The organism is Vibrio phycocola, from assembly GCF_053850235.1.
Genome location: NZ_JBSQDJ010000005.1, coordinates 107,492 through 131,052 on the forward strand (window position 1 = coordinate 107,492; position 23,561 = coordinate 131,052).

A 23,561-nucleotide genomic window follows, 5' to 3' on the forward strand; every position below is an offset into this window, starting at 1 on the left:
ATTCATGATTGTTTGGAGTATCGCCAATCAAAAAGGTGGAGTCGGAAAAACCACTACAACCATCACTCTTGCTGGCCTATTAAGTCAGCAAGGGAAAAGAGTTTTGCTTGTCGATACTGACCCTCATGCATCATTAACGACCTACATGGGGTATGACAGTGATGGGTTATCGAGCAGTCTGTTTGACTTGTTTCAACTTGAATCGCTTACTTTACCAAATATCAAACCTTTAATTATGAAGAGTAACATTGAAGGTTTAGATTTGCTCCCAGGTCATATGTCTCTCGCGACGTTAGATCGAGTGATGGGCAATCGAAGCGGTATGGGATTAGTCTTAAAAAAGACATTAATTCAATTAAAACAAGAATACGACTATGTCTTGATTGATTGTCCTCCGATTCTTGGAGTCATGATGGTGAATGCTCTGGCGGCAAGTGACCGGATACTGATTCCAGTTCAAACCGAGTTCTTAGCAATGAAGGGCTTAGAGCGAATGGTAAGAACGTTAGATATTATGCAGAAGTCGCGTAAGAAGTCTTTTAAAGTGACGATCGTTCCTACTATGTACGACAAAAGAACGAAGGCATCGTTACAAACATTAACTCAGCTTAAAAAGGACTATGCGACACGAGTTTGGAGTTCCGCTATTCCCATTGACACAAAATTTCGTGATGCGAGCCTGAAACGGTTACCTGCATCTTATTTTGCTCAAGGAAGTCGGGGAGTTTTTGCATATCGACAGCTATTAATTTACCTCGAGAGGTTGGCGATCGATGAGTCCTAATCAAACATTGTCGAGCGAGCAAGCTCTTAAGGACTATTTTTCTGCATTACTTGATGAAGTTGCGGAAGAATTGGAACTAGATCAAGAAATAGTGGCACAAACTGAACAGAAAATTAACCAACCGCTGGAAGTTGTACCACAATTACAATTGGATGCAGAGCCACTTTTGCCTATGCGGTCAGTCGGTGAGGTTGAAGCACCTAGTCTTGTCGATGTTCAGCGTTTACTCGATCGCCTCGAAGGCAGTGATCCAGTAACAAACGTGAGCGGTGTTGATGACCTGATCACGCAAAATACGGTGAATTTACATATTGTAGATAAACCCGATATTGAAGAAATTCAAGAATGGGATATTGAAGACGAGCCGGTGGTTGAGGTCGAAGCGCTGGCGGAAGAGTCGGATGTAGAAATTGACTCCGAAGAAGAGCTGAGTGTATCAGTTGAAGTTTCAGAAGAAATAGAACACCAAGTTGAAGACCAAGTTATTTTGAATGAGGCCACTTGGACATCAACTGAGCGTGAACATGCGTTTCAAGTTCTATTTTTTGATGTTTATGGCGTGACATTTGCGGTGCCACTTGACGAATTAGGCGGTATTCATCGTTTAGAAGAGACCAGTCACTTAATTGGTCGACCTTCATGGTATTTAGGGCTGCAATCAAATAAAGATAATCAACTTGACGTCGTAGATACCGCTAAATGGGTGATGCCGGACAAGTTAATCGATGATTCTTATAAAGAGTCTTATGATTATATTGTCATGCTAGGTGAAAGTTTATGGGGACTTGCAAGTGGAGCATTGAAAGGGACAGAGCTGATTCAAACTGATGAAGTTCGATGGCGTTCAACCGCAGGAAAGCGGCCTTGGCTTGCAGGAATGGTTAAAGAAAAAATGTGTGCATTAATTCATGTCGAGGCGCTAATTCAGATGTTAGATGCTGGCCAAGATGTAAACGCACTTGAAAAATTGTAGAACATTGATGTCGGAAACGGCTTAATAGAGGAAAAGTTATGTTTGAAGCGAACGAAGTAGAACTAAGAAAAGATGGGTCTTCGAATGACGAAGTACTTCAGTGGGTGACATTTCAACTTGAGGAAGAAACCTACGGCATTAATGTAATGCAAGTACGAGAAGTTCTACGCTATACCGAAATCGCTCCCGTTCCTGGTGCGCCAGATTACGTACTAGGTATCATTAATCTGCGTGGTAATGTTGTAACGGTCATTGATACACGCTCTCGTTTTGGTCTGATTCAAGGCGAAACAACGGACAATACGCGTATTATTGTGATTGAATCTGAGCATCAGGTTATTGGTATCTTAGTCGATAGTGTAGCGGAAGTTGTATATCTTAAATCTTCAGAAATTGATACGACTCCAAGTGTTGGTACTGATGAAAGCGCTAAGTTTATCCAAGGTGTAAGTAATCGAGATGGTAAGTTATTGATCTTGGTTGATTTGAATAAGCTTCTATCAGATGAAGAATGGGACGAAATGGCTCATTTATAATGGTAAATCTTGCAGCGGTTGAGACGCCGATCATATTGGGTGTATGCCTTGTTGTTGTGTTGGTTCTTTTTGTGATTATCGGACAAGTGAAAAGAAGTTCGATGAAGCAAATTGAACACGAGAAGGTGCAGCGTGAAGAAGTAAGCAACCAATTAATTAAAACCAATAAACAATTGCTTGAACTACGTTCTGTCGTTATTGGTTTAGGACAAAAAGTGACTGACCAGCAGGAGCTTCTTGTCTTGTTAAACGAGCGTCTTGTTGAACTCGAACAAGAAGATACAGATTCGAGACTGTATTCTCGAGCAAGCAAACTCGTTAAGCTCGGAGCTGACATCGACGAGGTGATCAGTGAATGTGAATTACCTCAAGCTGAAGCTGAATTAATGTATTCGTTACAGCAAAAATTAGCGGGCAAAGAAAAGGTTCCGCCCCTTAGTAGTCTTCCAGAAAGATTAAAGAGCGGGATACCTGAGCCAAATGCAGCGATACGAAAAAATCCTCGCAGTTAGAATAAATAAGGGAACCAAATGGTTCCCTTATTTTTATTTAATTTTCATTATTTGTGTAAATAGTAGATGAAGTGCCAATTTTGAGGGGTTTATTGTACTTACTGATTTGACCTTGGCGCGCATGTGTTAAGATAGCGCCCAAGAAGGACCAGTGAATTAAATCATGCTAGACATTAAGAACCTCTCGGTTATCCGTGGAAACAAACCGCTAATATCCAACCTTTCATTTTCCGTTTTTCCTGGCGAACTTATTCAAGTTGAAGGGCAAAATGGCAGTGGCAAAACGACATTATTGCGAATTCTTGCCGGGTTGGGTGTCGCTGACGAAGGCGATGTGTATTGGAACCAGTCCACCATCAAGAGATGTCGCGATGAATACAACAGTGAATTATTGTTTATTGGACATCAAACGGGTGTTAAACGAGAACTAACAGCTTTGGAAAATGCACAGTTTTATCAATCGCTACACAATAACACTCAATCTGATGAGAAGATCTATACGGTTTTGGCTAAGGTAGGTTTGGCCGGACGTGAAGATATCCCAGTGATGCATCTTTCTGCAGGTCAGCAACGTCGTGTTGCTCTAGCTCGTTTATGGTTAAGTGAAAAAAAATTATGGGTTTTGGATGAACCTTTAACGGCGATCGATAAAAAAGGCGTCGCAATTTTAGAATCATTATTTACTTCACATGTCGAGCGTGGAGGAATGTTGGTGTTTACGACTCACCAAGATTTGTTTCGAGAAAGCAATCGGTTGAAGTCTATCAACTTAGGTGAAGCCCCAATATGTTAACGACATTTGTGTTAATTGTTCGACGCGAGTTGCTATTGGCTTATCGACGTCAATCTGAAGTGTTGAATCCGCTATGGTTCTTTGTTCTGATTGTTACCTTGTTTCCCCTTGCTCTAGGGCCAGAGCCTGGGATATTAACTCGTATTGCTGCTGGGATTGTTTGGGTTGCGGCATTACTATCGACGTTATTATCACTAGAACGAATGTTTCGAGATGACTTCAACGATGGTGCGTTAGAACAGCTTTTGCTTGCTCCAACTCCTTTATTTGTTATTGTCTTGGCTAAAGTCATCGCTCACTGGATATTAACAGCATTGCCTTTGCTCATTATCAGTCCATTACTCGCTATTTTGTTGGCAGTTGAATGGGATAGTTGGGTTGCGTTAATGCTAACCTTGTTGGTCGGAACACCGACACTGAGTTTTATTGGTGCGATTGGAGTGGCATTAACGGTTGGATTGAGAAAAGGCAGTGTTATTCTTAGTTTATTAGTATTACCGCTGTATATTCCAGTGCTAATTTTTGCTACTTCAGCCATAGAGTCAGCTTCACTTGGCGTATCATACACTGGACAATTAGCGGTATTAGCCGCAATGCTGACGGGGTCAATGACAATGACACCTATATTGATTGGTTTATCGCTCAGAGTTAGCGTTGAGTAATAGAGAGAAGTAAAATGTGGAAGTGGCTTCACCCCTTAGCAAAACCAGAAACAACGTACCGATTTTGTGGACTATTAATTCCGTATTTAATGATCTCGTGTATCGTGTTGTTGCTTGTCGGCACCATATGGGGGCTTGCTTTCTCACCTGCGGATTATCAGCAGGGAGATAGTTTTAGAATTATGTATATCCATGTTCCATCGGCAATATGGTCGATGGGAGCGTATTTGACGATGGCCATTAGTGCTTTTATCGGCTTAGTGTGGCAGGTAAGAATGTCGAACCTGGCCGCGACCGCGATTGCGCCTATTGGTGCGGTATTCACTTTTATAGCGTTAGTGACTGGCGCTGTTTGGGGTAAACCAATGTGGGGAGCTTGGTGGGTCTGGGACGCGCGCTTGACGTCTGAGTTGATACTATTGTTTCTTTATATTGGTGTTATTGCCTTATATAACGCATTTGATGATAGTAAAGTTGCTGCAAAGGCATCCGGTATTCTTGCGATTGTTGGTGTGATTAACTTACCGATTATCCATTTTTCAGTGGAGTGGTGGAATACACTTCATCAAGGTGCTTCTATTACGAAGTTCGCGAAACCTTCAATTTCATCCTCAATGTTGTGGCCGCTTTTGATTAATATTGTCGCGTTTGGGTTATTTCTTGCGCTGGTTAGTATGATTAGACTGCGTAACGAAATTCTTGCCAGTGAACATCACCGACCTTGGGTCAAGGCACTAGTTATCAACAATAATGGAGAGACATAGATGCTCTATTTTGATTCAATGAGTGACTTTATTGCTATGGGTGGTTATGCCGTATATGTTTGGAGCTCATTTGGGATTACGTTTATTTCAGGGTTATGGTTACTTATTAGTAGTATGAGAAAGAAAAATAAAATTTTGGCTCAAGTTAAACAAGAATTGGAGCGTCAGGCTAGGATTGAAGCGGCAAAAACAATGGAGAATACTCTATGAATCCTAGACGTAAAAAACGGTTAGCAATCGTGCTATCTATTGTATTGGGTTTGGGAGCGACAGTTGGTTTAACTCTGTATGCTCTCAATCAGAATATCGATCTTTTTTATACGCCCAGTGAAATCTTAAACGGGAAACCAAATGGTGAGAAACCATCAACTGGACAACGATTGAGAGTCGGTGGGATGGTTGTTGAGGGATCGGTTAAACGCGACAGTGACTCGTTAAAGGTGAGTTTCGATCTTAACGATATCGGCGATTCAATCACCGTAACTTACGATGGCATTCTTCCAGATCTTTTTCGGGAAGGACAAGGTATCGTTGCTCAAGGTGTATTAGTCGATAGTAAAACGATTGAGGCATTCGAGGTTCTTGCCAAGCATGATGAAAACTACATGCCTCCAGAGATCGAAGAAGCGATGAAAGCAAATCATGAAGCAATAGCGCAGTAAACGCTCTAACAACACCTAGGACATTGATAGATATGATAGTAGAGCTTGGACACGTAGCCCTTTTTATTGCGTTGGCATTTTCTGTTTTACTTACGGTATTACCAGCGATTGGCGTTCGTACTGGAAACCTATCGTTGATGGATAGCGCTAGGTCGCTTTCCTTCGGCTTATTTTTATTTTTAAGTTGCTCATTCATCGTTTTATTATGGGCATTTTACTCAAATGATTTTTCGGTTCTTTATGTCGCGACAAACTCAAACAGCCAGCTACCTTGGTACTATCGCTTAACCGCAGTGTGGGGAGCTCATGAAGGCTCGTTATTGCTGTGGGTGCTTATTCAAGCAGGCTGGGCGGTAGCCGTTGCCATATGGAGCCGTGGCATGCCAAGGGACTCGGTTGCTCGAGTGCTTGCGGTAATGGGTGTGATCATTACAGGGTTCATTCTGTTTATTGTCATAACGTCTAATCCATTTACTCGGACGTTACCATTTTTTCCAATTGATGGACGAGATCTGAATCCACTACTTCAAGATCCTGGTTTAGTCATACATCCTCCAATGTTGTACATGGGATATGTAGGGTTTTCTGTCGCCTTTTCATTCGCTATTGCTTCTTTAACTGCAGGCCGCCTTGATACTGCTTGGGCCAAGTGGTCAAGGCCTTGGACTATGGCCGCTTGGGTGTTTTTAACCCTAGGTATTGCGCTAGGCTCTTGGTGGGCCTATTACGAATTAGGTTGGGGTGGCTGGTGGTTTTGGGACCCGGTGGAAAATGCGTCACTCATGCCTTGGTTGGCGGGTACCGCATTAATTCACTCTCTAGCGGTTACCGAGAAGCGTGGCACCTTTAAAGCGTGGACAGTGTTAATGGCGTTATCGGCATTTTCGTTAAGTCTGCTAGGTACTTTTTTAGTTCGTTCAGGAATTTTGGTTTCGGTCCATGCTTTTGCATCCGATCCTGCTCGTGGGATTTTTATCCTAGGTTTCTTAGTCCTAATTATTGGTGGTTCGTTGCTTCTTTTTGCCATCAATGGTTCAAAGATTCGAGCCGCAGGTAATTATCAACTGATCTCCAGAGAAAATGCGTTACTGAGTAATAACTTCATCATTGTGGCCGCATTGGTTGTGGTTCTTATTGGTACATTACTGCCTCTTGTACATAAGCAGATAGGGTTGGGCTCGGTCTCTATTGGCGCGCCATTCTTTAATCTGATGTTTACATGGTTAATGATTCCACTTGCTGTGCTGCTTGGTATCGGGCCTCTAATTCGTTGGAAGAGAGATAATTTAAGTCATTTAAAACGTCCGATTCTATTTATGGGTATCAGCTCTATTTTACTTGCCGCTGGTGTGAGTTGGTTGGCGACTGCTCAATTCCATTTTATGGTTTGGCTTGGCTGGACAATGGCCTTGTGGATAACCCTAATGCATGGATATGAGATCGTGAAACGCGCGACTCATAAACACAGCTTAGTGATTGGGTTAAAAGTATTACCGCGCAGTCACTGGGCAATGGTACTGGCCCACTTAGGTATCGCCGTCACTATCATTGGCATTGCGATGGTACAAAACTTAAGTGTTGAAAAAGATGTTCGTTTGGCGCCAGGTATGAGCTATGAAGTTGCAGGGTATGAATTCGAGTTTGTTGAAGTACGAGAAGCTCAAGGACCCAACTATCAGACTTATTTGGCCGAGTTCAAAGTAACACAATCTCAAGATCTGGTGGCGATGCTTACGGCGGAAAAACGTTACTATTCTTCTGCAGAAAATATGATGACTGAAGCAGCGATAGATGTCGGTGTTACACGGGACTTGTATATTGCGATGGGTGAGCGTTTAGATGATGGGCAATCGTGGGCGGTGAGAATTTACTACAAACCGTTTGTACGTTGGATTTGGCTTGGTGCCATTTTGATGGCAATCGGTGGTGTTATTGCTATGACCGATAAGCGGTATCGTTTTAGAAAGTTAAATACAGAAGGCTCTCGCAATGAATAAAAAACTCTTTATTCCGCTGATTGCGTTCATGCTACTTGCTGTCGTGTTTGTTATTCAGTTGATAAAAAATACTCAGGGAGATGATCCTACAAAGCTGGAATCAGTTTTGATTGGTCAACCCGTCCCAACGTTTAGTTTGATGGATTTAGCCGATCCGACTAAACAGTATGAGCAATCAATATTTACAGGTCAGCCAATGCTGTTAAATGTTTGGGCAACTTGGTGTCCAACATGTTATGCCGAACATCAATACTTAAATGAATTGGCGAAGCAAGGCGTAAAGATTATCGGTCTTAACTATAAAGACGACCGTGCTAAGGCATTTGAATGGTTAACACGCCTGGGAAATCCGTATTTGATTACTTTGTATGATGGTGACGGGATGTTGGGGCTTGATTTAGGTGTATATGGAGCTCCAGAAACCTTCATTATTGATGCTAAAGGGATAATTCAGTATCGCCATGTTGGGGACGTGAATGCTCAGAATTGGCGCGATACTCTTCAACCTATCTATCTTCAATTGAATGAGGAAGCCAAATGAAGCAATTATCAATTTTTCTCTCATTGTTGGTAGTGGTTCTGATCTTCGCTAAGGCACCTAGTGCGGCGATTGATGTTTATGAGTTTGAGACTACGGAGCAGGAAGCTTTATTCAAAGAATTGAGCAATACGCTGCGTTGTCCTAAATGCCAGAATAATACCATTGCTGATTCAAATTCGGCATTGGCTCAAGACCTTCGAACTAAAGTCTACCAAATGGTAAAAGAAGGTAAGAGCTCAGACGAAATTGTCGATTATATGGTCGCTCGATACGGGCAATTTATTAATTACAATCCTCAGCTAAGTCCTTCAACGGCGATACTGTGGTTTGCGCCGTTCATTGTCATTGTATTTGGGGTTGGATTTATTATGGCTAAATCGCGTCGTCAAACGGTACGCACAGCGACACCGCTCGATGCCGATCAGCAAGCTCGGATTGCCGAGTTACTGAAAGAGGATGAAACCCCAATTGAGACTAGGGAGCGAGATTCATGATTGTGTTTTGGATTGTCGCCGTACTGATGTTTTTGCTCGCAGCATGTTTAATCATCATTCCACTGACTCAAAAAGCGGATGCAAACGACCAAGAGCGTCGTGACACACTCAATAAAGCTTTCTTTAAACAGCGCTTGTTTGAACTAGAAAGTGAAGATAGTGAAGGTTTGATTGCCGATAAAGCTGAATTGGTAACAGAACTTCAACAAAGTTTGCTACAAGATGTTCCCGATCAGGTGCCATCGTCGTCTGACGTTACATCAGATAAACGACAACGCTTAAACTCAGTACTGATACCTTTATCTTTGGTGCTTATGGTCGCGTTAAGTGGTGGGATGTATTACTGGTTAGGGAGTTATCAGAAGGTGACTCATTGGCAGCAGGTAAGTGCGCAATTACCCGAATTATCGAAACGCCTTGTCGACAGTGGGAATGTGCCTCTAAGTGATCAAGAAATGGATGACCTGTCTTTAGCGTTACGGACTCATTTACATCATTCACCATCGGATGCAATGGGGTGGTTGTTATTAGGTAAAATAGCAATGGCTAACTTTGATGCAGGTAATGCTGTCGCTGCAATGGCTAAGGCGTATTCAGAAAGTCCAGATAATAGCAGTATTCGTTATGGCTATGCTCAGTCGTTGATGGCAACCGGTGACGAACATAATCGTCGTCAGTCCGTTCAATTATTGAACGAATTAATCCAATCTGGCTCAACCGATATTAGAGTCTATTCATTACTCGCTTTGAATGCCTACGATAATAAACAGTATTCCTTAGCGATTGATTATTGGCGAAAGATGCAGACTATTTTAGGAAGCAATGATGAACGGCATGCTTGGTTAGATAAAAAAATAAAAGAAGCTGATGGCCTATTACAGAAGCAGTCGCCAATTAGCAGCAAGTCGATTAAGGTTACAGTAAACGTTGCACCTAATATTCCTGTTACGCAAGACATGGCTGTCATCGTATCTATTCATGATGAATTTGGCTCACCGATGCCTGTTGCCGCAGTACGCCTAAATGCGCTTTCTTTTCCACTTACTGTTGAATTAAACGATAATAGTAGCCTGATTGAAGAGCGATTATTAAGCTCACTGGAGCAGTTCAGAGTTAAGGTCAGACTAGACCAAGACGGGAATGTAGCAACAAAAGAGGGTGACTATTTTGGTGAAAGCGAACTAGGAGGTTTTGAGCAAACAGTTGAAGTTGAAGTCAATAAGAAGTATTAATAGATAATTCTTATGGCAATCGAACTTTGTTCAATTACGTAAACTATGACTTTAAAAATTTATCGCACAGTACTATTAATTTTAGTTTCCATTGCTACGGTAGGGTGCAGTTCTCGCCCGGACAGTCAAGCAAACGGAGCCTACGATCCTTTGGAAAGCGCAAACCGAGTCGTATGGACATTGAATTATGATTACCTTGACCCTTATATATTTAGGCCAACGGCAATTGCTTATGTTACGTATACACCAACACCATTGCGCTACGGTTTATCAAATTTCTTTTCCAATCTTGGTGAACCGTCAACCATTGTTAATAACCTACTAATGGGGAATGGGAAGAAAGCTCTGAACCATTTTAACCGTTTTTGGCTCAATTCTACTTTTGGGCTACTTGGTGTTTTTGATATTGCATCGCATGCAGGATTGTCTAGTGAAGGGTCGAAGGGATTTGACGATGCTTTAGGGCATTATGGTGTCGGTGATGGAGCATACCTCATGGTTCCTTGGGCTGGGCCTTATACAGTTCGAAATGCCGCGAGTTTTATTGACAATACTTATTTACCTCTTAGTTATCTCAATGTTTGGGGCGCAGCGGGTAAATTTTTGATTGAAGGCTTAGAAAGTCGGGCCGCTCTAGTTAGTCAAGAGTCACTTTTAGAGAGTTCTCCTGATCCTTATGCATTCACTCGAGATGTTTACTTGCAGCGCGAGGCGTACAACGCAGAAATTGTTATTGACGACTTTGATGCCGCAGAAGAAGATGAATTTGACAACTATCTAGACGAATTTGGCGACTAGCTCTGATGACATTAGGCCGACATTGCTCGGCCACTAAAATATTCGTTTTCAATAATATATTCGGTATTACGAACAAATTCATCGATCATCTGGCTCGGATGTTTTTGTCTTTGAATCAATTTACTTGTCGACAGAACGGCTCCCACACGAATGTTATGAGCATCTAGCTCTTTAGCCCATGTTTGAGTGAAACCTGAGACCATATACGAAGTGTAATCGCACTCTTTTTCTTCTTGTAAGTTGCAAACGACATTCACAATGACCCCTTCTTTCATTTCATTTCTCATTCTTTCAGAACATAAATGCACAAAAGAAAACAGAGTTGATGCCATGCTTGTAATATTGTGAGTAAAACGATCAATAGGGTTTTCATCAACAACGGAGGGGAGGCGATGTGTGGGCCAGTTATTAATAAGAACATCTGGAGCTTGTTCGAACTTTAGTTGAACAAAGTCAAAAATTTCAGCGATAGTACTGTGGTTATATCCATCGACAAAATAGTAGTGAATATCTTCTGACACAGCTTTACAGCGATGATAGGTTTCAACAAGTTGATGATATTGGTGATCAATTAAGACGACCTTTGCTCCGAATGAAGCAAAGTGTTCGGCAAGTGCACTTCCTAGTGCAGAACCGGCTGATGTTACAACTACAACAGAATTTTGTACGTGCATCGCCTAACCTTCCTCACATAATTTATATTGATATTTTTCATCGTGAATAAACTTAAGGATGATTCATTGTAGGAATATAGGTTGTGAATCCCATCATATTCTTTTAATAGCTTTGTAAATAAAGGCAGGTTTCTTGGAGTGATTCACAAACTGTTCAGCGGGATGTTAGTGAATTTACATTAAATATCGCTAAAGTTGGACTGATAACTCACTTTGTCGTTGGTTCGCGATTAAATCATGGTAGAGCTGAAAATCATATTGAGATGTTTTAGGCTGTGTCTGTTTCACTTTCTGTCTCTGGTGTTCAGACAAGTTATAGTAAACATCTTCTGGTAAATTTCCGGTGTGCTCTGGCATATAAGTAAGGGCATCGGGTGCAAGGTAAGCCTGTAAACGTGCTGCGCTGAGTCCTCCTTGATTAAATTGTTCCGCGATCTGCGCCCCTCGTTGATAACTTGCTTCGTCACTTGTCATCTTTTGGCCTGCGGGAACGGCAAAGCGCTCATCCAATGATAAGTCATCAGCCGAAGGAATAGAATCAATAGGAGTATGATATTGGGCATCATCACAAATCATCGCAAGGAGCAATGAAAAGTCAGCCCTGCGCTGGCTGTGGACTGCTTGTCCAACATCCTGACCAAATCGTAGTATATCGATTGAATGTGATGATTCTAACGCTTGAATTGACATATATCCTCCGCTTACAAGAATGGTAGCGGCAGGGTAGGGAAAATCTTAAGTTGTTTTGTATAATAAAAAAGCCTGCAGAATATGCAGGCTATCATTTCACTACTTGGGAGTTACTGAATATTAAGCTAGGTTTTCAGCAACGAAATCCCAGTTTACTAATGCCCAAAAGCCTGCCATGTAGTCAGGACGAACATTACGGTAATCGATGTAGTAAGCGTGTTCCCACAAGTCTACTGTTAGCAAAGGAGTCACACCTGCTTCAGTGATTGGCGTGCCAGCGTTTGAAGTATTTGTGATTGCTAGAGAACCGTCTGCATTTTTAACAAGCCAAGTCCATGATGAACCGAAGTTATTCACTGCAGAATCTGTGAATTTTGCTTTGAATTCTTCGAATGAACCGAATGCTGCATTGATTGCATCCGCAACAGCACCCGTTGGCTCACCGCCACCGTTTGGAGACAAACAGTTCCAGTAGAAAGTGTGGTTCCAAATTTGAGCTGCATTGTTAAATACACCGCCAGTTGACGTTTTGATGATTTCTTCTAACGTTTTATTTTCAAATTCAGTACCAGGAATTAAACCGTTAAGCTTAACCACGTATGTGTTGTGGTGTTTACCGTGGTGAAAATCCAATGTTTCCGCAGAAATGTGTGGTTCTAGTGCATCTTTTGCATAAGGAAGTGCTGGTAGTTCAATTGCCATTGCTCGATTCTCCGTTGTGTATAGAAAGAACAGTGTCTTTCATTTTGCTTCCAATATTAGATATTTTTCTTTTATTTTCGTCGATACAGCTGACTTGAGAGTAGTTTAGCAAGTTTTTACTTTATTTAAAGCACAAATTTGCAAATTTACCTTTGCGAATTCCTTTCATTGTAGGTGATACTACTTGAGAGCAGACCCGTAATATCTTAGTTTAACCGCTTTGAATGAAAATATATGGGTATTAACCACAATTTTTTTGGGCTTTTTATTCTATTTAGATGACTTAGAATGACTCAATAATTATTTAACCTCACCGTGTAATAGAGGAAATCATGGAAACAATCGATAAAATTAAACAGCAAATTGAAGAGAACTCGATTCTACTTTATATGAAAGGCTCTCCAAAACTTCCTAGTTGTGGGTTTTCATCTCAAGCTTCTCAAGCTCTGATGGCATGTAATGAAAAGTTCGCATATGTAGACATCCTTCAAAATCCAGACATTCGTGCTGAATTGCCGGCTTACGCGCAATGGCCAACATTTCCCCAGCTTTGGGTTGAAGGTGAGTTAGTCGGCGGATGTGACATTATTTTGGAAATGTTCCAAAAAGGTGAGTTACAACCACTTGTAAAAGAAGCGGCGGCTCGTAACGCAACCGAAGAATAAACGGTATAAATTTACAAGACTTATTGCTATGTTAAGGCCACAAATATTGTGGCCTTTTTAATTGTGTGATGCCAAGACTTTTTATTGCAGAAAAACCCAGCCTAGCAAGGGCAATTGCAGATGCCTTGCCTAAACCTCACCGTAAGCAGCAAGGTGCGATTCATTGCGCAAATGGTGATGTGATCACCTGGTGCATCGGTCACCTACTCGAACAAGTCCAGCCCGATGCTTATGACAGTCGTTATAAAAGTTGGCGACTGGATGATTTGCCGATTATTCCACAGAAATGGCAACTGAAGCCGAGAAAATCAGCCACCGCACAATTGAAAGTGGTCAAAGCATTATTGAAAGAGCCGTTTGATCTTGTCCATGCAGGTGACCCAGACCGAGAAGGGCAGTTGTTAGTTGATGAGGTGATTGATTATTGTAAGGTTAGTCAATCTAAGCGAGCGGCTATGCAGAGACTTCTGATTAGCGATCTCAATGTCAGTGCAGTCAAGCGTGCATTAAGTCAACTCAGAGCCAACTCAGAGTTTATTCCTCTCTCTGTCTCGGCATTGGCGCGTTCGCGAGCTGATTGGCTGTACGGTATCAATATGTCGCGCGCCTATACGCTATTGGGTCAACGAGCCGGCTATAAAGGCGTTCTATCGGTTGGTAGAGTTCAAACTCCCGTTTTAGGGTTAGTCGTACGCCGAGATGAGGAAATCGAGAACTTTGTCCCTCGTGACTATTTCACGTTACATGCCTTGATACCATACAAGTCTGAGGACACCTCTTTTGATATTCGAGCAAAGTGGAAACCGAGTGAGGCATGTCAACCGTGGCAGGATGAAGACGGGCGAGTTCTGAATCTGAAATTAGTTGAAAACGTGGCGAGTCGTATAGCTGGTCAACCTGCTGTTGTTAAAGAGTCGGAGCAAAAGCAATCAAAAGTCGCGCCACCATTACCGTATTCACTATCCGCATTGCAAATTGATGCTGCAAGGCGTTACACCATGAGTGCTCAGCAAGTACTGGATACCTGTCAGTCTCTATATGAGCGACATAAACTGATCACATATCCTCGTTCTGATTCGCGTCATTTACCTAAAGAACACTGGCAAGAAGCGCCTGTCATTGTGAAAGCAATTTCGAAGAACGTTAGCGAATTGGTGTCTGGTGTCAAAAGTGCAGATTTAACATTGAAATCGAAGGCATGGAATGACAGTAAAGTTGATGCTCACCATGCGATTATTCCCACACCAAAAGCACTCAGCAGTCAGTCGCTTAACAGTGATGAGTATAAAGTCTATCGTTTGATTGCGACGCAATATTTAATGCAATTTTATCCAGCAGCTGTCTATGCGGAATCTAAGTTGTGCTTTGATATTGTTGGAGGAGAATTTGTTGCATCAGGCCGTTCACTAGTGAGTGCTGGTTGGAAAGCGTTAGCAGGAAAGAAAGCCGAAGATGAAGAGGGTGTCGACACTGTTCCTCCTTTGGCAAAAGGAAACAGTTTACTTTGTCGTGAAGGTAAGATTAAAGCGAGTAAAACTGAGCCACCACGTCCATTTAGTGAAGCAACCTTATTACGCGCAATGACAGGTATTGCTCGATTTGTTGAAGATAAAAGTTTGAAGAAGATTCTGCGAGAAACTGATGGTATTGGCACAGAAGCGACTCGAGCTGGAATTATCGATACTTTAGTGAAACGTGAGCTTCTTGTTCGTGAAGGAAAATCGATCCGAAGTAGTGTTGCCGCCAGAGGTTTGATTAATGCTCTGCCAGATCAATCGACCTATCCTGATATGACCGCAATATGGGAACATCAGTTGCAGGGTATGGCTGAAAGAACACAACAATATCAGCCGTTTATAGATAACCTTGTGGTTAACGTTGGCACACTAGTTGAGCAAGTGAAAAACTCACCAATACCTGAATCATTAAGATACTTACCAACTACTACCAAGCGGTCTAGTTATAGGAATAAGGCCGGCGCTAAAAGAAAGCCAGCTAAGAAACGTGCAGTGAAGTGACATAGTTTGCTAGCGTGCATATGAAAAGGGCGCGTGCTTCGAAGTAGTAAAATTAATCATGGAAACGTAAAAAGAGCAGCTTTGAATTCAAAGCTGCTCTTTTTTATATGGTCGGACTGAGAGGATTTGAACCTCCGACCCCCGACACCCCATGACGGTGCGCTACCAAGCTGCGCTACAGTCCGATTTTCGTAATCTAACCCTTTTAAATCATGGAGTCAACTTCTAACAGGCTGATTTAATTATCTTTGCTATAGAATCGTTGTAACTCGGTTAGCCCATGCATAAGCACTGGGAGCGTGGGGTTTTCATCCTTCAGGCGACGGTAATCTTCATCATAGACTTTAAAATTACCAAACTTGTCGACAACCGTGGTGTGATCTCCAGTGACTAATGCCATTTCTCGTGCATCTCCCGCTAAAATCCAACGACGGGATGTCTCATTAAATAAATTTCGGCCACTACTGTAGTCGCTAGGGTTAGATGAAACTCCAAACAACTCTTGCAATAACGATACTGAAAGATCGAGATGGCTAGAGCGATGCGTATAATTTGCAGCTACTTTTCCTGGCCAATGTATGATCATTGGTACTTGCAGTTGATACTGGCTGTAATTGGTATTTGATCCCCAAGAGTTAGTATTGGTTTCGTTGAACTCCATTCCATGATTGGAGGTAATAACGACGACCGTATTTTGTAACTCATTTAATTGAGCTAATAAATTGGCTAACTCTTGATCTGCCATCTTAATGGAATCGTCGTAGCTGGATTGTAGCTTCTCGACGGTTGTTTGAACGTCTGACGAATCGTTGATAGCGGCATAATTTTTTAAAGTGACTAGTTCAAGATAACTAAACCAAGGTGTTGTCTGTTGTTTTTCCCAAGCCGCCCAAGCCTCGATTGAGGTTTGATCTTGGCTTTTTTGACCATTCTCAGGTAGTCGATTTAATGTCATCCCACGGAAGATAGTTTCGCTATAAATGGGGTCTGAGAAATTGTCACCACTGAATAAGCCAAATTGGTAATCATTTTGTTCGAGTACATCAAAGAGAATTGGCAAGCTACCTTGAACTTCGATACTACTCGCATAGCTGCTGGGCAGCCCATAAAATAAGCCAAATAGGCCAAACATGTCGTTGCTAGAGCTGTAGTGATTAGAAAACCATTGATTTTTAGATGCATAGTTGTATGTCTCGGGCATCAATTCTTTGGTTATCTTATCTGCTCGGAGGTTATTCATACTTACGACCATAATGTTTAGCTTATTTGGACGACGACTAAACTCAATGGGCTCTAATGGATAATTTACAAGATTGACCAGTTCCGGATTCTCTTTAAGACGTTGTTCATATTCACCACGGTCAAATAAACCATGTTTTTCCATGAACCCTTTAGCTGTCATCGGGTAGGAGAGTGGGAAATTTGAGCGTTGACTTGTTACTGGTGAATAAAGCGAGGCATCGGACCACGAATAGATAATATGACTCGCGATAAAGCAGAGGAAGAATATTGCTGCTAGCGGACGGCCAATATGTTTGTGAGATAGTCTTCTTTGCTTTTTCCATACCCATTCTGATAAACCAACTTCCAATATGAAAATTGCCGGTATTAGGATAAACAAGCTGTGAAGATCATTTGAAAATGAAGAATCAGCATCACTAAAAAGGACTTCCCATACGACAGGAGTGATATGGAGATTGAGTGCTTGATAGGTTTGAGTGTCTATGAGGAGTAAGGTTAATCCAGCAGTCGCTAAGAAAATTGCGGCTATACGCAATAATTTTCTTGATGGAATTAAAAAGGTGAGTGGAAAGACAATTAAAAGGTAAATAGCAAAGACGAGAAACCCAAAATGGCCAACCCATGATACCGCTGAATAAATTTGTCCTAATACGCTTTCGGGCCACCCTGATTGAGCGATATAACGAGTACCAATTAACATCGCAGCAATGATGTTAAAGAAGGCGAACCAATGTCCCCATCCCACTAATCGTGAAACGCGCTCTCCGTAAGTGTTATCACTTTCAACCATGTCTTAACAAATTACCTGTGATTTAGTGGACAGAACTATCGATTGAAGAAATGAGTGCTTCAGCGAATTTTTCCGCAATAGCCTTACGTTGAGACGCGGCAACGTTTTGGTTAAGTACATTTGTTGCGATATTACCTGCAATCATAAGTACGAGTTCTGACGATGCATCGTGTTTATCAAACACAGAAGCAACTTCAGCGAGCATGGTTTCAATTTGTTGATCGCTATATTTCGATGTAATTGGCATTGTAAACTCTGAAGATGATAGAAAAACACCTAATGATACCCTAGTATAGCGTCTAACTGAAACCTCAACGACAACAAATTCACTATGAGCATGATCCTATCTAACGTTATTTTACACCAGTTATACAAAAACGAATCTGATGAACTAGTGGTGAAGCTTCGCGAGCATTCATTAAAGCACGATGCGTTTGCCGAAAATCTTGTTTCTGAACTGCATCGAGTGTTTAACGCCAAAGCGGCTAAAGGGTTTGGAGTGTTTAAGTCAGAAAGCAAATTTAAAGACTGGCTTGAAGAACTTCAAATTGGGGAACTATCGTTTCATGCTTTTTCCGAATCAAGCGTGAACAGTTTAAAACAGGAGCTGAGCAAATATCCATTTGCTGATGCGGGTATCTTGGTGATGGCACAATATCAATCACTTGCAACAGACTATTTGTTAATTGCTTTATTACCAACAAACCAAAGCTTAAAAGTCACAGAAGGGCTAGACATCAGTGCGACAGACTATCTTGATATCAATAAAATGGATATCGTCGCTCGTATCGATTTAACGACCTATGAAACAAATAGAGATTCAACACGTTACCTTTCGTTTATTAAAGGTCGAGTAGGGCGAAAAGTGTCTGATTTTTTCTTAGATTTTCTACAAGCAGATGTGGGATTGGATTCAAAGCAGCAAAACCAGGTTTTAATGCAAGCGGTTGACGATTTTTGTAGCGATGCCAGCTTTGAAAAAGAAGAAGTTCAAGACTTTAAAAAACAAGTCCATTCATATTGTAATGAGCAACTTAAATCTGGCGATGAAGTTCAAATTAAAGAGTTATCGTTAGAGTTACCGCCTTCAAAGGAAGGCTCTAATTTACATGAATACACCACTGTGAATGGTTATGAACTCGAGGAGAGCTTCCCGGCGGACCGCGCTATGGTTCGAAAGCTAACCAAATATGTTGGCGCTGGAGGGGGCATTAATGTTAGTTTTGACAGTAGCCTTTTAGGAGACCGTATTGTTTATGACCCAGAAACGGATACGTTAACGATTAAAGGGACACCACCAAACTTGAGAGAGCAACTTAACCGCAAAGGGTAGTGTCTTTTGAGTTATGCAATTTAATTATCTGTTGAGTAAAGGACATGAAATTGAAACGTAAAACACTACTTAGAACAATACTTGTGGTCTTTTTGTTTTGGTTTTTAGCGGTGGGGATTACTTATCAGTTAAACCGTTCAACTCACCAAAGCTATTCTTTAGCAAACCAACTGATAAATAAGCTTGAGTCAACTCGTACGCAACTTATCTTTCATACACGGTCACTTTCCTATTCATCCGCGCGTTTGGAAGAGGAGATCGAAGATATTCGGTCTCTGTTAAGTGCTCTTAAAATGACTCAAGATGAGAGTTTTATTAGCCTAGATTTTGAATATTTTATTTATTCAATTGGTGCGTATACGGACGATCTTGAACGGCTCTCAAAGATTAATATCGATTTACAGACTTTTGTAGAACAGCTTCATATTAAGCGTAAGAAATATAATCAAAATCCTGGATTACAAGGATATTTTGACATGGTCGGTGCGACAGTTTTAGATTCTTTATACGCTAATCATGAAGAGAGCGATCTGAACTATCGAAAATTTGATCACCTTTATCAGCTGGGCACGTTACTAGATACCGAGGAAGCAACCGATCTTAATCAAAGTTTGGCATCGGCTAATGATGTCATAGCCAGTTACGTGAGAGCCGAAACACTCTTAGATCAACTTCTTGCTAACGACACATTTAAAGAGAACGAGAGAGTTGGAAATTATTTTCATACGATGTCGTTATTCTACAATTATGCCTATGCGACTTTGAGTTTCATTTTGCTAATCTGGCTTGTCATTATTGCTCGGAAACAATCTCGCTCTGAAGATTCGATTCAATTGAATGAGCCCGAAAAGCTCGTCGAAGATAGTACGGCTGATGCGATCGATATTAGTTATATGTCCAACCTACTTAACGACGATGCAGCGGTAGAACAATTGCTTAATGTCTTTATTCATGATCATCAAAATGATGCCATTAAATTCAAGGGCGCTTTAGAGCGTTCAAATGAAGACGCTATTATTGTCGCTCACAGTTTAAAGGGAGTTGCGGCGAGTATTGGGGCTAAATTATTAAAAGAAAATGCAATGCAAATGGAAGCTATGCTAAAGCGAGGAATCAAGCCCACTGACACGCAAATCGAGGTACTGGAATTACGTTTACGTAACGCGATTATATTTGCGCGTAATTATGTGACAAAGTCGCCGCATAGCACTTAGCTTGCAACAAAGTTTAGTGTAGAATAATTCGACTTGGTATTGATAAGAGTCAGTGCTGAACAAGAGTCAAACTAGATATTATAATTTTAATCTTGAGATTTACCTTAAACAACTCATGGAAAGGTACTCATGAATTAAAATAACCATTGGAGAACGAGAGTGATGAGAGTTGGTTTAGTTGGGTGGCGCGGAATGGTTGGTTCTGTATTGATGCAGCGCATGGTCGAGGAGCGTGATTTTGACCATATTGAACCTGTGTTTTACAGCACATCACAGATAGGTATCCCAGCGCCAAACCTAGGGAAAGACGCTGGAATGCTACAAGACGCATTTGATATTGAAAGCTTGAAACAGCTCGATGCGGTCATCACGTGTCAAGGCGGTGGCTACACTGAAAAAGTCTACCCTCAATTGCGTCAGGCTGGTTGGAAAGGGTATTGGATTGATGCTGCTTCTACATTGCGTATGGCGAGCGACTCTATTATCACTCTTGATCCTGTTAACCTAACTCAAATCCAAGAAGGAATTCAGTCTGGTACCAATACATTTGTTGGTGGCAACTGTACGGTTAGTTTGATGCTCATGGGATTAGGTGGGTTATTCGAAAAAGGCCATGTTGAGTGGATGAGTGCTATGACGTACCAAGCTGCTTCAGGCGCTGGTGCTCAAAATATGCGAGAGCTTATTTCTCAAATGGGTGTGATTCACGATAGCGTTAAAGGTGAATTGGCAACCCCATCAAGCTCCATATTAGACCTCGACCGTAAAGTGGCTGAAACGATTCGTTCAAGTGAATTTCCTACATCACAATTTGGTTCACCTCTTGCGGGTTCATTGATTCCTTGGATCGATGTGAAACGTGAAAACGGCCAAAGTAAAGAAGAGTGGAAAGCGGAAGTCGAAGCCAATAAGATTCTAGGATCATCAGCTTCACCGATTGCTATCGATGGTACGTGTGTGCGTATTGGCGCGATGCGTTGTCACTCTCAAGCATTAACCATTAAGCTAAAGCAATCTATCCCAATGGATGAAATTGAAGAAATGATAGCTTCTCATAACCAATGGGTTAAGGTGATTCCAAACGATCGTGACATTACGGCTCAAGAGCTTAGTCCTGCGAAAGTGACAGGTACACTGTCTATCCCGGTTGGTCGTCTACGTAAGATGTCTATGGGTGATGATTTCTTAAATGCCTTTACCGTTGGTGATCAACTGTTATGGGGTGCCGCAGAGCCGTTACGTCGTACACTTCGTATTATTCTTGATTCTAAGTAAGTATTAGTGGTTCATCAGATTGACAAGAGCACTCTAGGGTGCTCTTTTTTATTGGACATAATAAAACTCAATACGATAAGAATCGCGATAAGGTAATAGTATGAGATGGAAAGGGAATAGAAGAAGTTCGAATATCGAGGATAGACGAAACAGTTCTGCTGTTGGTATCAGTGGAGCCCGTCGTGGAAGTATGGGAATGCTACTTCCGGTTATTCGAATACTCATTGGCACTAAAATTGGTCGTATTATTTTAGTGATTGGCGGCATTGCCTATTTTCTCGGGTTTAATCCAATGTCTCTATTGGGAGTTACAACTTCAACCAATACTCAAGCGAGTGTGAGTCATTCACAGCAAGATGATACCAATGCCCAGTTCGTTAGTGCAGTATTGGCTCAAACAGAAGATATCTGGACGAAGATATTTGCTCAACATGAAGCAGTTTACACCGAGCCAAAGTTAGTATTGTTCCGCAATGCGGTAAATAGTGGTTGTGGCTATGCGTCTTCGCAAACCGGTCCGTTTTATTGTCCGGCAGATCAAAAAGTCTATTTGGATTTGTCATTTTTTGATGAGTTAGCAAACCGCCATGATGCTCCTGGAGATTTTGCTCAGGCCTACGTAATTGCACATGAAATCGGTCATCATGTCCAAAACTTGGTCGGTACACTATCAGACGTACAAAATGCTAAGCAAAGCCTTTCAGAAACTCAAGATAATGCACTTCAAGTCAAAGTCGAATTACAGGCCGATTGCTATGCAGGGCTTTGGGCTTATTACAGCAAAAACGATTTTAACTCATTGGAAGAGGGTGATATTGACGAAGCACTAAATGCGGCCAGTGCTATTGGCGATGATACGCTGCAGAAAAAAATACAAGGCTATGTTGTTCCTGATGCCTTTACTCACGGAACCTCTGCACAGCGAATGGCTTGGTTTAAAAAAGGTTTTGAAAGTGGCCAACTAAAGGTTTGCGATACCTTTTAGTTGGCTGAGAACTAAAGCGAATTCTCCGATGCCAATTTGATATCAGTGATCTCTCATTACCGGGACCACTCGTTTATCGGGATCGGCTAATTCACTTCCACAATGTTTGCAGTGCATAGCATCAGTATCATGACCACTCAACGAGCAGTTAGGGCATTTGACTAACTGTTTATGAGCATTCATTTCTCCGCTTAACTCTGCAGTTATAATTCCCGTCGGTACAGCAATAATTGAATACCCCAAAAGCATCGTTAAGGAAGCTAATATTTGTCCTAATGCTGTTTGCGGAACCAAGTCGCCATACCCAACAGTGGTGATGGTAACAATAGCCCAATAAATACTTTTCGGAATACTGGTAAAACCATGCTCAGGCCCTTCGACCACATAAATAAGCGCACCAAAAATAGTGACTAAAACGAGCACGGCGGTAAAAAATACAAAAATTTTTCGTCGTGACGCCAATAGTGAGCGGAGAAGGATATTGGAGTCTTGTAAATAGCGAACCAGTTTTAATATGCGAAAAATTCTAAGAACTCGGAGTAAGCGAATCACGCTAATAAAATAGGCCGACGGAAAGATGAGAGAGAGATAAGTTGGCAAGATTGCAATGAAATCGATAATCCCATAAAAGCTTTTCGCATAGGATGCCGGCCTCGGAGAACAGTAGAGACGAGCAATATATTCTATTGTAAACAATCCAGTAAAAAGGTATTCAAAGTAGCGAAGTGTGTCATGCCAATCTTGGTTAATATCAGGTATCGATTCCAACACTAGGACAATGAGAGATGCGATAATTGTAGCGATTAAACATAGATCGAACATCTTACCAGCACGAGTATGAGTGCCAAAAATGATGATATAGAGTTGTTCACGTAAATTATGTTTCTTATTTGAATTGTCCAAAGCACGCCTCTACTTTTCTCGCTCTCTATGAGCGACATAACTTCCTTTCTCGCCTTCAGTTTATCATCAAAACAATTTAATTATTCTGTTTATAAATTATCAAATCCTAATTTTTATACTGTATAAATAGGAAATATGAGCACCACTGTCTGACTTATGCTGCATGGGCGCTAGTTGTATAACTGAAAGCTCTAATATACACTTTTTTTTTGAGATAAATTAACTGGTCACTTTTTGATTCTTTTTTTAGGCTGTTGATCTGCTGATTATAGGATGGACAGCCTGATTTTTCTTGTGTCTGGGTTTTATTTTTACTCTATTC

Annotated in this window: 26 protein-coding genes and 1 tRNA gene; 20 read left to right on the forward strand and 7 right to left on the reverse strand. The window is 41.4% G+C overall.

The window, feature by feature from the left end:
* Positions 1-4: 4 nt before the first annotated feature.
* The 14 genes from ACWU4D_RS08070 (at position 5) to ACWU4D_RS08135 (ending at position 10,748) form a co-directional block, all read left to right on the forward strand.
* The gene (locus ACWU4D_RS08070) at positions 5-784 is read left to right on the forward strand and encodes a ParA family protein (RefSeq protein ID WP_456050895.1); all 780 of its coding nucleotides are present in this window, start codon (positions 5-7) and stop codon (positions 782-784) included.
* Entirely contained in the window at positions 774-1,757 is a 984-nt protein-coding gene (locus ACWU4D_RS08075) for a chemotaxis protein CheW (protein ID WP_456050896.1), read from the forward strand. The genes ACWU4D_RS08070 and ACWU4D_RS08075 overlap by 11 nt, the downstream gene beginning before the upstream one ends.
* A 38-nt stretch (positions 1,758-1,795) precedes the next feature.
* Positions 1,796-2,293 (forward strand): chemotaxis protein CheW, encoded by a 498-nt coding sequence (locus tag ACWU4D_RS08080; RefSeq protein ID WP_456050897.1) that lies wholly within the window; start codon positions 1,796-1,798, stop codon positions 2,291-2,293.
* The gene (locus ACWU4D_RS08085; RefSeq protein WP_456050898.1) at positions 2,293-2,805 is read left to right on the forward strand and encodes a DUF2802 domain-containing protein; all 513 of its coding nucleotides are present in this window, start codon (positions 2,293-2,295) and stop codon (positions 2,803-2,805) included. The genes ACWU4D_RS08080 and ACWU4D_RS08085 overlap by 1 nt, the downstream gene beginning before the upstream one ends.
* 163 nt (positions 2,806-2,968) lie before the next feature.
* Positions 2,969-3,598, forward strand: a complete 630-nt coding sequence (gene ccmA, locus ACWU4D_RS08090; protein WP_456050899.1) for a cytochrome c biogenesis heme-transporting ATPase CcmA — start codon at positions 2,969-2,971, stop codon at positions 3,596-3,598.
* Entirely contained in the window at positions 3,592-4,260 is a 669-nt protein-coding gene (gene ccmB, locus ACWU4D_RS08095) for a heme exporter protein CcmB (RefSeq protein WP_456050900.1), read from the forward strand. The genes ccmA and ccmB overlap by 7 nt, the downstream gene beginning before the upstream one ends.
* 14 nt (positions 4,261-4,274) lie before the next feature.
* On the forward strand, positions 4,275-5,024 hold the full coding sequence (locus ACWU4D_RS08100) for a heme ABC transporter permease (RefSeq protein ID WP_456050901.1): 750 nt from the start codon (positions 4,275-4,277) through the stop codon (positions 5,022-5,024).
* Complete coding sequence (gene ccmD / locus ACWU4D_RS08105) at positions 5,025-5,234, forward strand: heme exporter protein CcmD (RefSeq protein WP_456050902.1); 210 nt, start codon at positions 5,025-5,027, stop codon at positions 5,232-5,234.
* Entirely contained in the window at positions 5,231-5,686 is a 456-nt protein-coding gene (gene ccmE, locus ACWU4D_RS08110) for a cytochrome c maturation protein CcmE (RefSeq protein ID WP_456050903.1), read from the forward strand. Before ccmD ends, ccmE begins: the two co-directional genes overlap by 4 nt.
* A gap of 32 nt (positions 5,687-5,718) precedes the next feature.
* A complete protein-coding gene (locus tag ACWU4D_RS08115) occupies positions 5,719-7,683 on the forward strand; it encodes a heme lyase CcmF/NrfE family subunit (RefSeq protein WP_456050904.1) in 1,965 nt (654 codons plus the stop codon).
* A complete protein-coding gene (locus tag ACWU4D_RS08120; protein ID WP_456050905.1) occupies positions 7,676-8,224 on the forward strand; it encodes a DsbE family thiol:disulfide interchange protein in 549 nt (182 codons plus the stop codon). Before ACWU4D_RS08115 ends, ACWU4D_RS08120 begins: the two co-directional genes overlap by 8 nt.
* On the forward strand, positions 8,221-8,718 hold the full coding sequence (locus tag ACWU4D_RS08125) for a cytochrome c-type biogenesis protein (protein WP_456050906.1): 498 nt from the start codon (positions 8,221-8,223) through the stop codon (positions 8,716-8,718). Before ACWU4D_RS08120 ends, ACWU4D_RS08125 begins: the two co-directional genes overlap by 4 nt.
* Positions 8,715-9,950 (forward strand): c-type cytochrome biogenesis protein CcmI, encoded by a 1,236-nt coding sequence (gene ccmI / locus ACWU4D_RS08130; RefSeq protein ID WP_456050907.1) that lies wholly within the window; start codon positions 8,715-8,717, stop codon positions 9,948-9,950. The genes ACWU4D_RS08125 and ccmI overlap by 4 nt, the downstream gene beginning before the upstream one ends.
* Before the next feature lie 45 nt (positions 9,951-9,995).
* A complete protein-coding gene (locus ACWU4D_RS08135) occupies positions 9,996-10,748 on the forward strand; it encodes an MlaA family lipoprotein (protein ID WP_456050908.1) in 753 nt (250 codons plus the stop codon).
* Between the two features lie 11 nt (positions 10,749-10,759).
* Here ACWU4D_RS08135 and ACWU4D_RS08140 read toward each other — a convergent pair whose 3' ends face one another.
* The 3 genes from ACWU4D_RS08140 to sodB all read right to left on the reverse strand — a co-directional run bounded on the left by ACWU4D_RS08140 (position 10,760) and on the right by sodB (position 12,814).
* A complete protein-coding gene (locus ACWU4D_RS08140; protein WP_456050909.1) occupies positions 10,760-11,422 on the reverse strand; it encodes an SDR family oxidoreductase in 663 nt (220 codons plus the stop codon).
* A 189-nt stretch (positions 11,423-11,611) separates the two neighbouring features.
* Positions 11,612-12,112, reverse strand: coding sequence for a VC2046/SO_2500 family protein (locus ACWU4D_RS08145; RefSeq protein WP_456050910.1), 501 nt, complete (start codon positions 12,110-12,112; stop codon positions 11,612-11,614).
* A gap of 120 nt (positions 12,113-12,232) precedes the next feature.
* Positions 12,233-12,814, reverse strand: a complete 582-nt coding sequence (gene sodB, locus ACWU4D_RS08150) for a superoxide dismutase [Fe] (RefSeq protein WP_456050911.1) — start codon at positions 12,812-12,814, stop codon at positions 12,233-12,235.
* Between the two features lie 332 nt (positions 12,815-13,146).
* Here sodB and ACWU4D_RS08155 point away from each other — a divergent pair, with 332 nt between their 5' ends.
* Both ACWU4D_RS08155 and ACWU4D_RS08160 read left to right on the forward strand, forming a co-directional pair.
* Complete coding sequence (locus tag ACWU4D_RS08155; protein WP_456050912.1) at positions 13,147-13,479, forward strand: Grx4 family monothiol glutaredoxin; 333 nt, start codon at positions 13,147-13,149, stop codon at positions 13,477-13,479.
* Between the two features lie 68 nt (positions 13,480-13,547).
* Complete coding sequence (locus ACWU4D_RS08160; RefSeq protein WP_456051064.1) at positions 13,548-15,497, forward strand: DNA topoisomerase III; 1,950 nt, start codon at positions 13,548-13,550, stop codon at positions 15,495-15,497.
* A 108-nt stretch (positions 15,498-15,605) separates the two neighbouring features.
* Here the strand turns inward: ACWU4D_RS08160 and ACWU4D_RS08165 are convergent.
* The 3 genes from ACWU4D_RS08165 to ACWU4D_RS08175 all read right to left on the reverse strand — a co-directional run bounded on the left by ACWU4D_RS08165 (position 15,606) and on the right by ACWU4D_RS08175 (position 17,776).
* A tRNA-Pro gene (locus tag ACWU4D_RS08165) sits at positions 15,606-15,682 on the reverse strand.
* 53 nt (positions 15,683-15,735) lie between these two features.
* The gene (locus ACWU4D_RS08170; RefSeq protein ID WP_456050913.1) at positions 15,736-17,529 is read right to left on the reverse strand and encodes a DUF3413 domain-containing protein; all 1,794 of its coding nucleotides are present in this window, start codon (positions 17,527-17,529) and stop codon (positions 15,736-15,738) included.
* 22 nt (positions 17,530-17,551) lie between these two features.
* Positions 17,552-17,776 (reverse strand): DUF1414 domain-containing protein, encoded by a 225-nt coding sequence (locus ACWU4D_RS08175; protein WP_456050914.1) that lies wholly within the window; start codon positions 17,774-17,776, stop codon positions 17,552-17,554.
* Between the two features lie 84 nt (positions 17,777-17,860).
* Between ACWU4D_RS08175 and yejK the strand changes: the two genes are divergently transcribed.
* The 4 genes from yejK (at position 17,861) to ypfJ (ending at position 22,336) form a co-directional block, all read left to right on the forward strand.
* Positions 17,861-18,862: a nucleoid-associated protein YejK gene (gene yejK / locus ACWU4D_RS08180; RefSeq protein ID WP_456050915.1), complete on the forward strand. Its 1,002-nt coding sequence runs from the start codon at positions 17,861-17,863 to the stop codon at positions 18,860-18,862.
* A gap of 44 nt (positions 18,863-18,906) precedes the next feature.
* Positions 18,907-20,076 (forward strand): Hpt domain-containing protein, encoded by a 1,170-nt coding sequence (locus ACWU4D_RS08185; RefSeq protein WP_456050916.1) that lies wholly within the window; start codon positions 18,907-18,909, stop codon positions 20,074-20,076.
* 162 nt (positions 20,077-20,238) lie between these two features.
* Entirely contained in the window at positions 20,239-21,351 is a 1,113-nt protein-coding gene (asd, locus tag ACWU4D_RS08190) for an aspartate-semialdehyde dehydrogenase (protein ID WP_456051065.1), read from the forward strand.
* Between the two features lie 100 nt (positions 21,352-21,451).
* Complete coding sequence (gene ypfJ, locus ACWU4D_RS08195; protein WP_456050917.1) at positions 21,452-22,336, forward strand: KPN_02809 family neutral zinc metallopeptidase; 885 nt, start codon at positions 21,452-21,454, stop codon at positions 22,334-22,336.
* A 42-nt stretch (positions 22,337-22,378) separates the two neighbouring features.
* Here ypfJ and ACWU4D_RS08200 read toward each other — a convergent pair whose 3' ends face one another.
* Positions 22,379-23,239 (reverse strand): ion transporter, encoded by an 861-nt coding sequence (locus ACWU4D_RS08200; RefSeq protein ID WP_456050918.1) that lies wholly within the window; start codon positions 23,237-23,239, stop codon positions 22,379-22,381.
* Positions 23,240-23,561 lie beyond the last annotated feature (322 nt).

Bases quoted from the DNA above. Each gene is read 5' to 3' on its own strand.
- ccmA (WP_456050899.1), top strand. From the start codon at position 2,969: ATGCTAGACATTAAGAACCTCTCGGTTATCCGTGGAAACAAACCGCTA.
- ACWU4D_RS08080 (WP_456050897.1), top strand. From the start codon at position 1,796: ATGTTTGAAGCGAACGAAGTAGAACTAAGAAAAGATGGGTCTTCGAAT.
- ACWU4D_RS08155 (WP_456050912.1), top strand. From the start codon at position 13,147: ATGGAAACAATCGATAAAATTAAACAGCAAATTGAAGAGAACTCGATT.
- ACWU4D_RS08125 (WP_456050906.1), top strand. From the start codon at position 8,221: ATGAAGCAATTATCAATTTTTCTCTCATTGTTGGTAGTGGTTCTGATC.
- ACWU4D_RS08085 (WP_456050898.1), top strand. From the start codon at position 2,293: ATGGTAAATCTTGCAGCGGTTGAGACGCCGATCATATTGGGTGTATGC.
- ACWU4D_RS08120 (WP_456050905.1), top strand. From the start codon at position 7,676: ATGAATAAAAAACTCTTTATTCCGCTGATTGCGTTCATGCTACTTGCT.
- ACWU4D_RS08175 (WP_456050914.1), bottom strand. From the start codon at position 17,776: ATGCCAATTACATCGAAATATAGCGATCAACAAATTGAAACCATGCTC.
- ACWU4D_RS08185 (WP_456050916.1), top strand. From the start codon at position 18,907: ATGAAATTGAAACGTAAAACACTACTTAGAACAATACTTGTGGTCTTT.
- ccmE (WP_456050903.1), top strand. From the start codon at position 5,231: ATGAATCCTAGACGTAAAAAACGGTTAGCAATCGTGCTATCTATTGTA.
- asd (WP_456051065.1), top strand. From the start codon at position 20,239: ATGAGAGTTGGTTTAGTTGGGTGGCGCGGAATGGTTGGTTCTGTATTG.
- ACWU4D_RS08160 (WP_456051064.1), top strand. From the start codon at position 13,548: ATGCCAAGACTTTTTATTGCAGAAAAACCCAGCCTAGCAAGGGCAATT.
- ypfJ (WP_456050917.1), top strand. From the start codon at position 21,452: ATGAGATGGAAAGGGAATAGAAGAAGTTCGAATATCGAGGATAGACGA.
- ACWU4D_RS08135 (WP_456050908.1), top strand. From the start codon at position 9,996: ATGACTTTAAAAATTTATCGCACAGTACTATTAATTTTAGTTTCCATT.
- ACWU4D_RS08145 (WP_456050910.1), bottom strand. From the start codon at position 12,112: ATGTCAATTCAAGCGTTAGAATCATCACATTCAATCGATATACTACGA.
- ACWU4D_RS08170 (WP_456050913.1), bottom strand. From the start codon at position 17,529: ATGGTTGAAAGTGATAACACTTACGGAGAGCGCGTTTCACGATTAGTG.
- ACWU4D_RS08100 (WP_456050901.1), top strand. From the start codon at position 4,275: ATGTGGAAGTGGCTTCACCCCTTAGCAAAACCAGAAACAACGTACCGA.
- ACWU4D_RS08070 (WP_456050895.1), top strand. From the start codon at position 5: ATGATTGTTTGGAGTATCGCCAATCAAAAAGGTGGAGTCGGAAAAACC.
- ACWU4D_RS08075 (WP_456050896.1), top strand. From the start codon at position 774: ATGAGTCCTAATCAAACATTGTCGAGCGAGCAAGCTCTTAAGGACTAT.
- ccmI (WP_456050907.1), top strand. From the start codon at position 8,715: ATGATTGTGTTTTGGATTGTCGCCGTACTGATGTTTTTGCTCGCAGCA.
- yejK (WP_456050915.1), top strand. From the start codon at position 17,861: ATGAGCATGATCCTATCTAACGTTATTTTACACCAGTTATACAAAAAC.
- sodB (WP_456050911.1), bottom strand. From the start codon at position 12,814: ATGGCAATTGAACTACCAGCACTTCCTTATGCAAAAGATGCACTAGAA.
- ccmD (WP_456050902.1), top strand. From the start codon at position 5,025: ATGCTCTATTTTGATTCAATGAGTGACTTTATTGCTATGGGTGGTTAT.
- ACWU4D_RS08115 (WP_456050904.1), top strand. From the start codon at position 5,719: ATGATAGTAGAGCTTGGACACGTAGCCCTTTTTATTGCGTTGGCATTT.
- ccmB (WP_456050900.1), top strand. From the start codon at position 3,592: ATGTTAACGACATTTGTGTTAATTGTTCGACGCGAGTTGCTATTGGCT.
- ACWU4D_RS08140 (WP_456050909.1), bottom strand. From the start codon at position 11,422: ATGCACGTACAAAATTCTGTTGTAGTTGTAACATCAGCCGGTTCTGCA.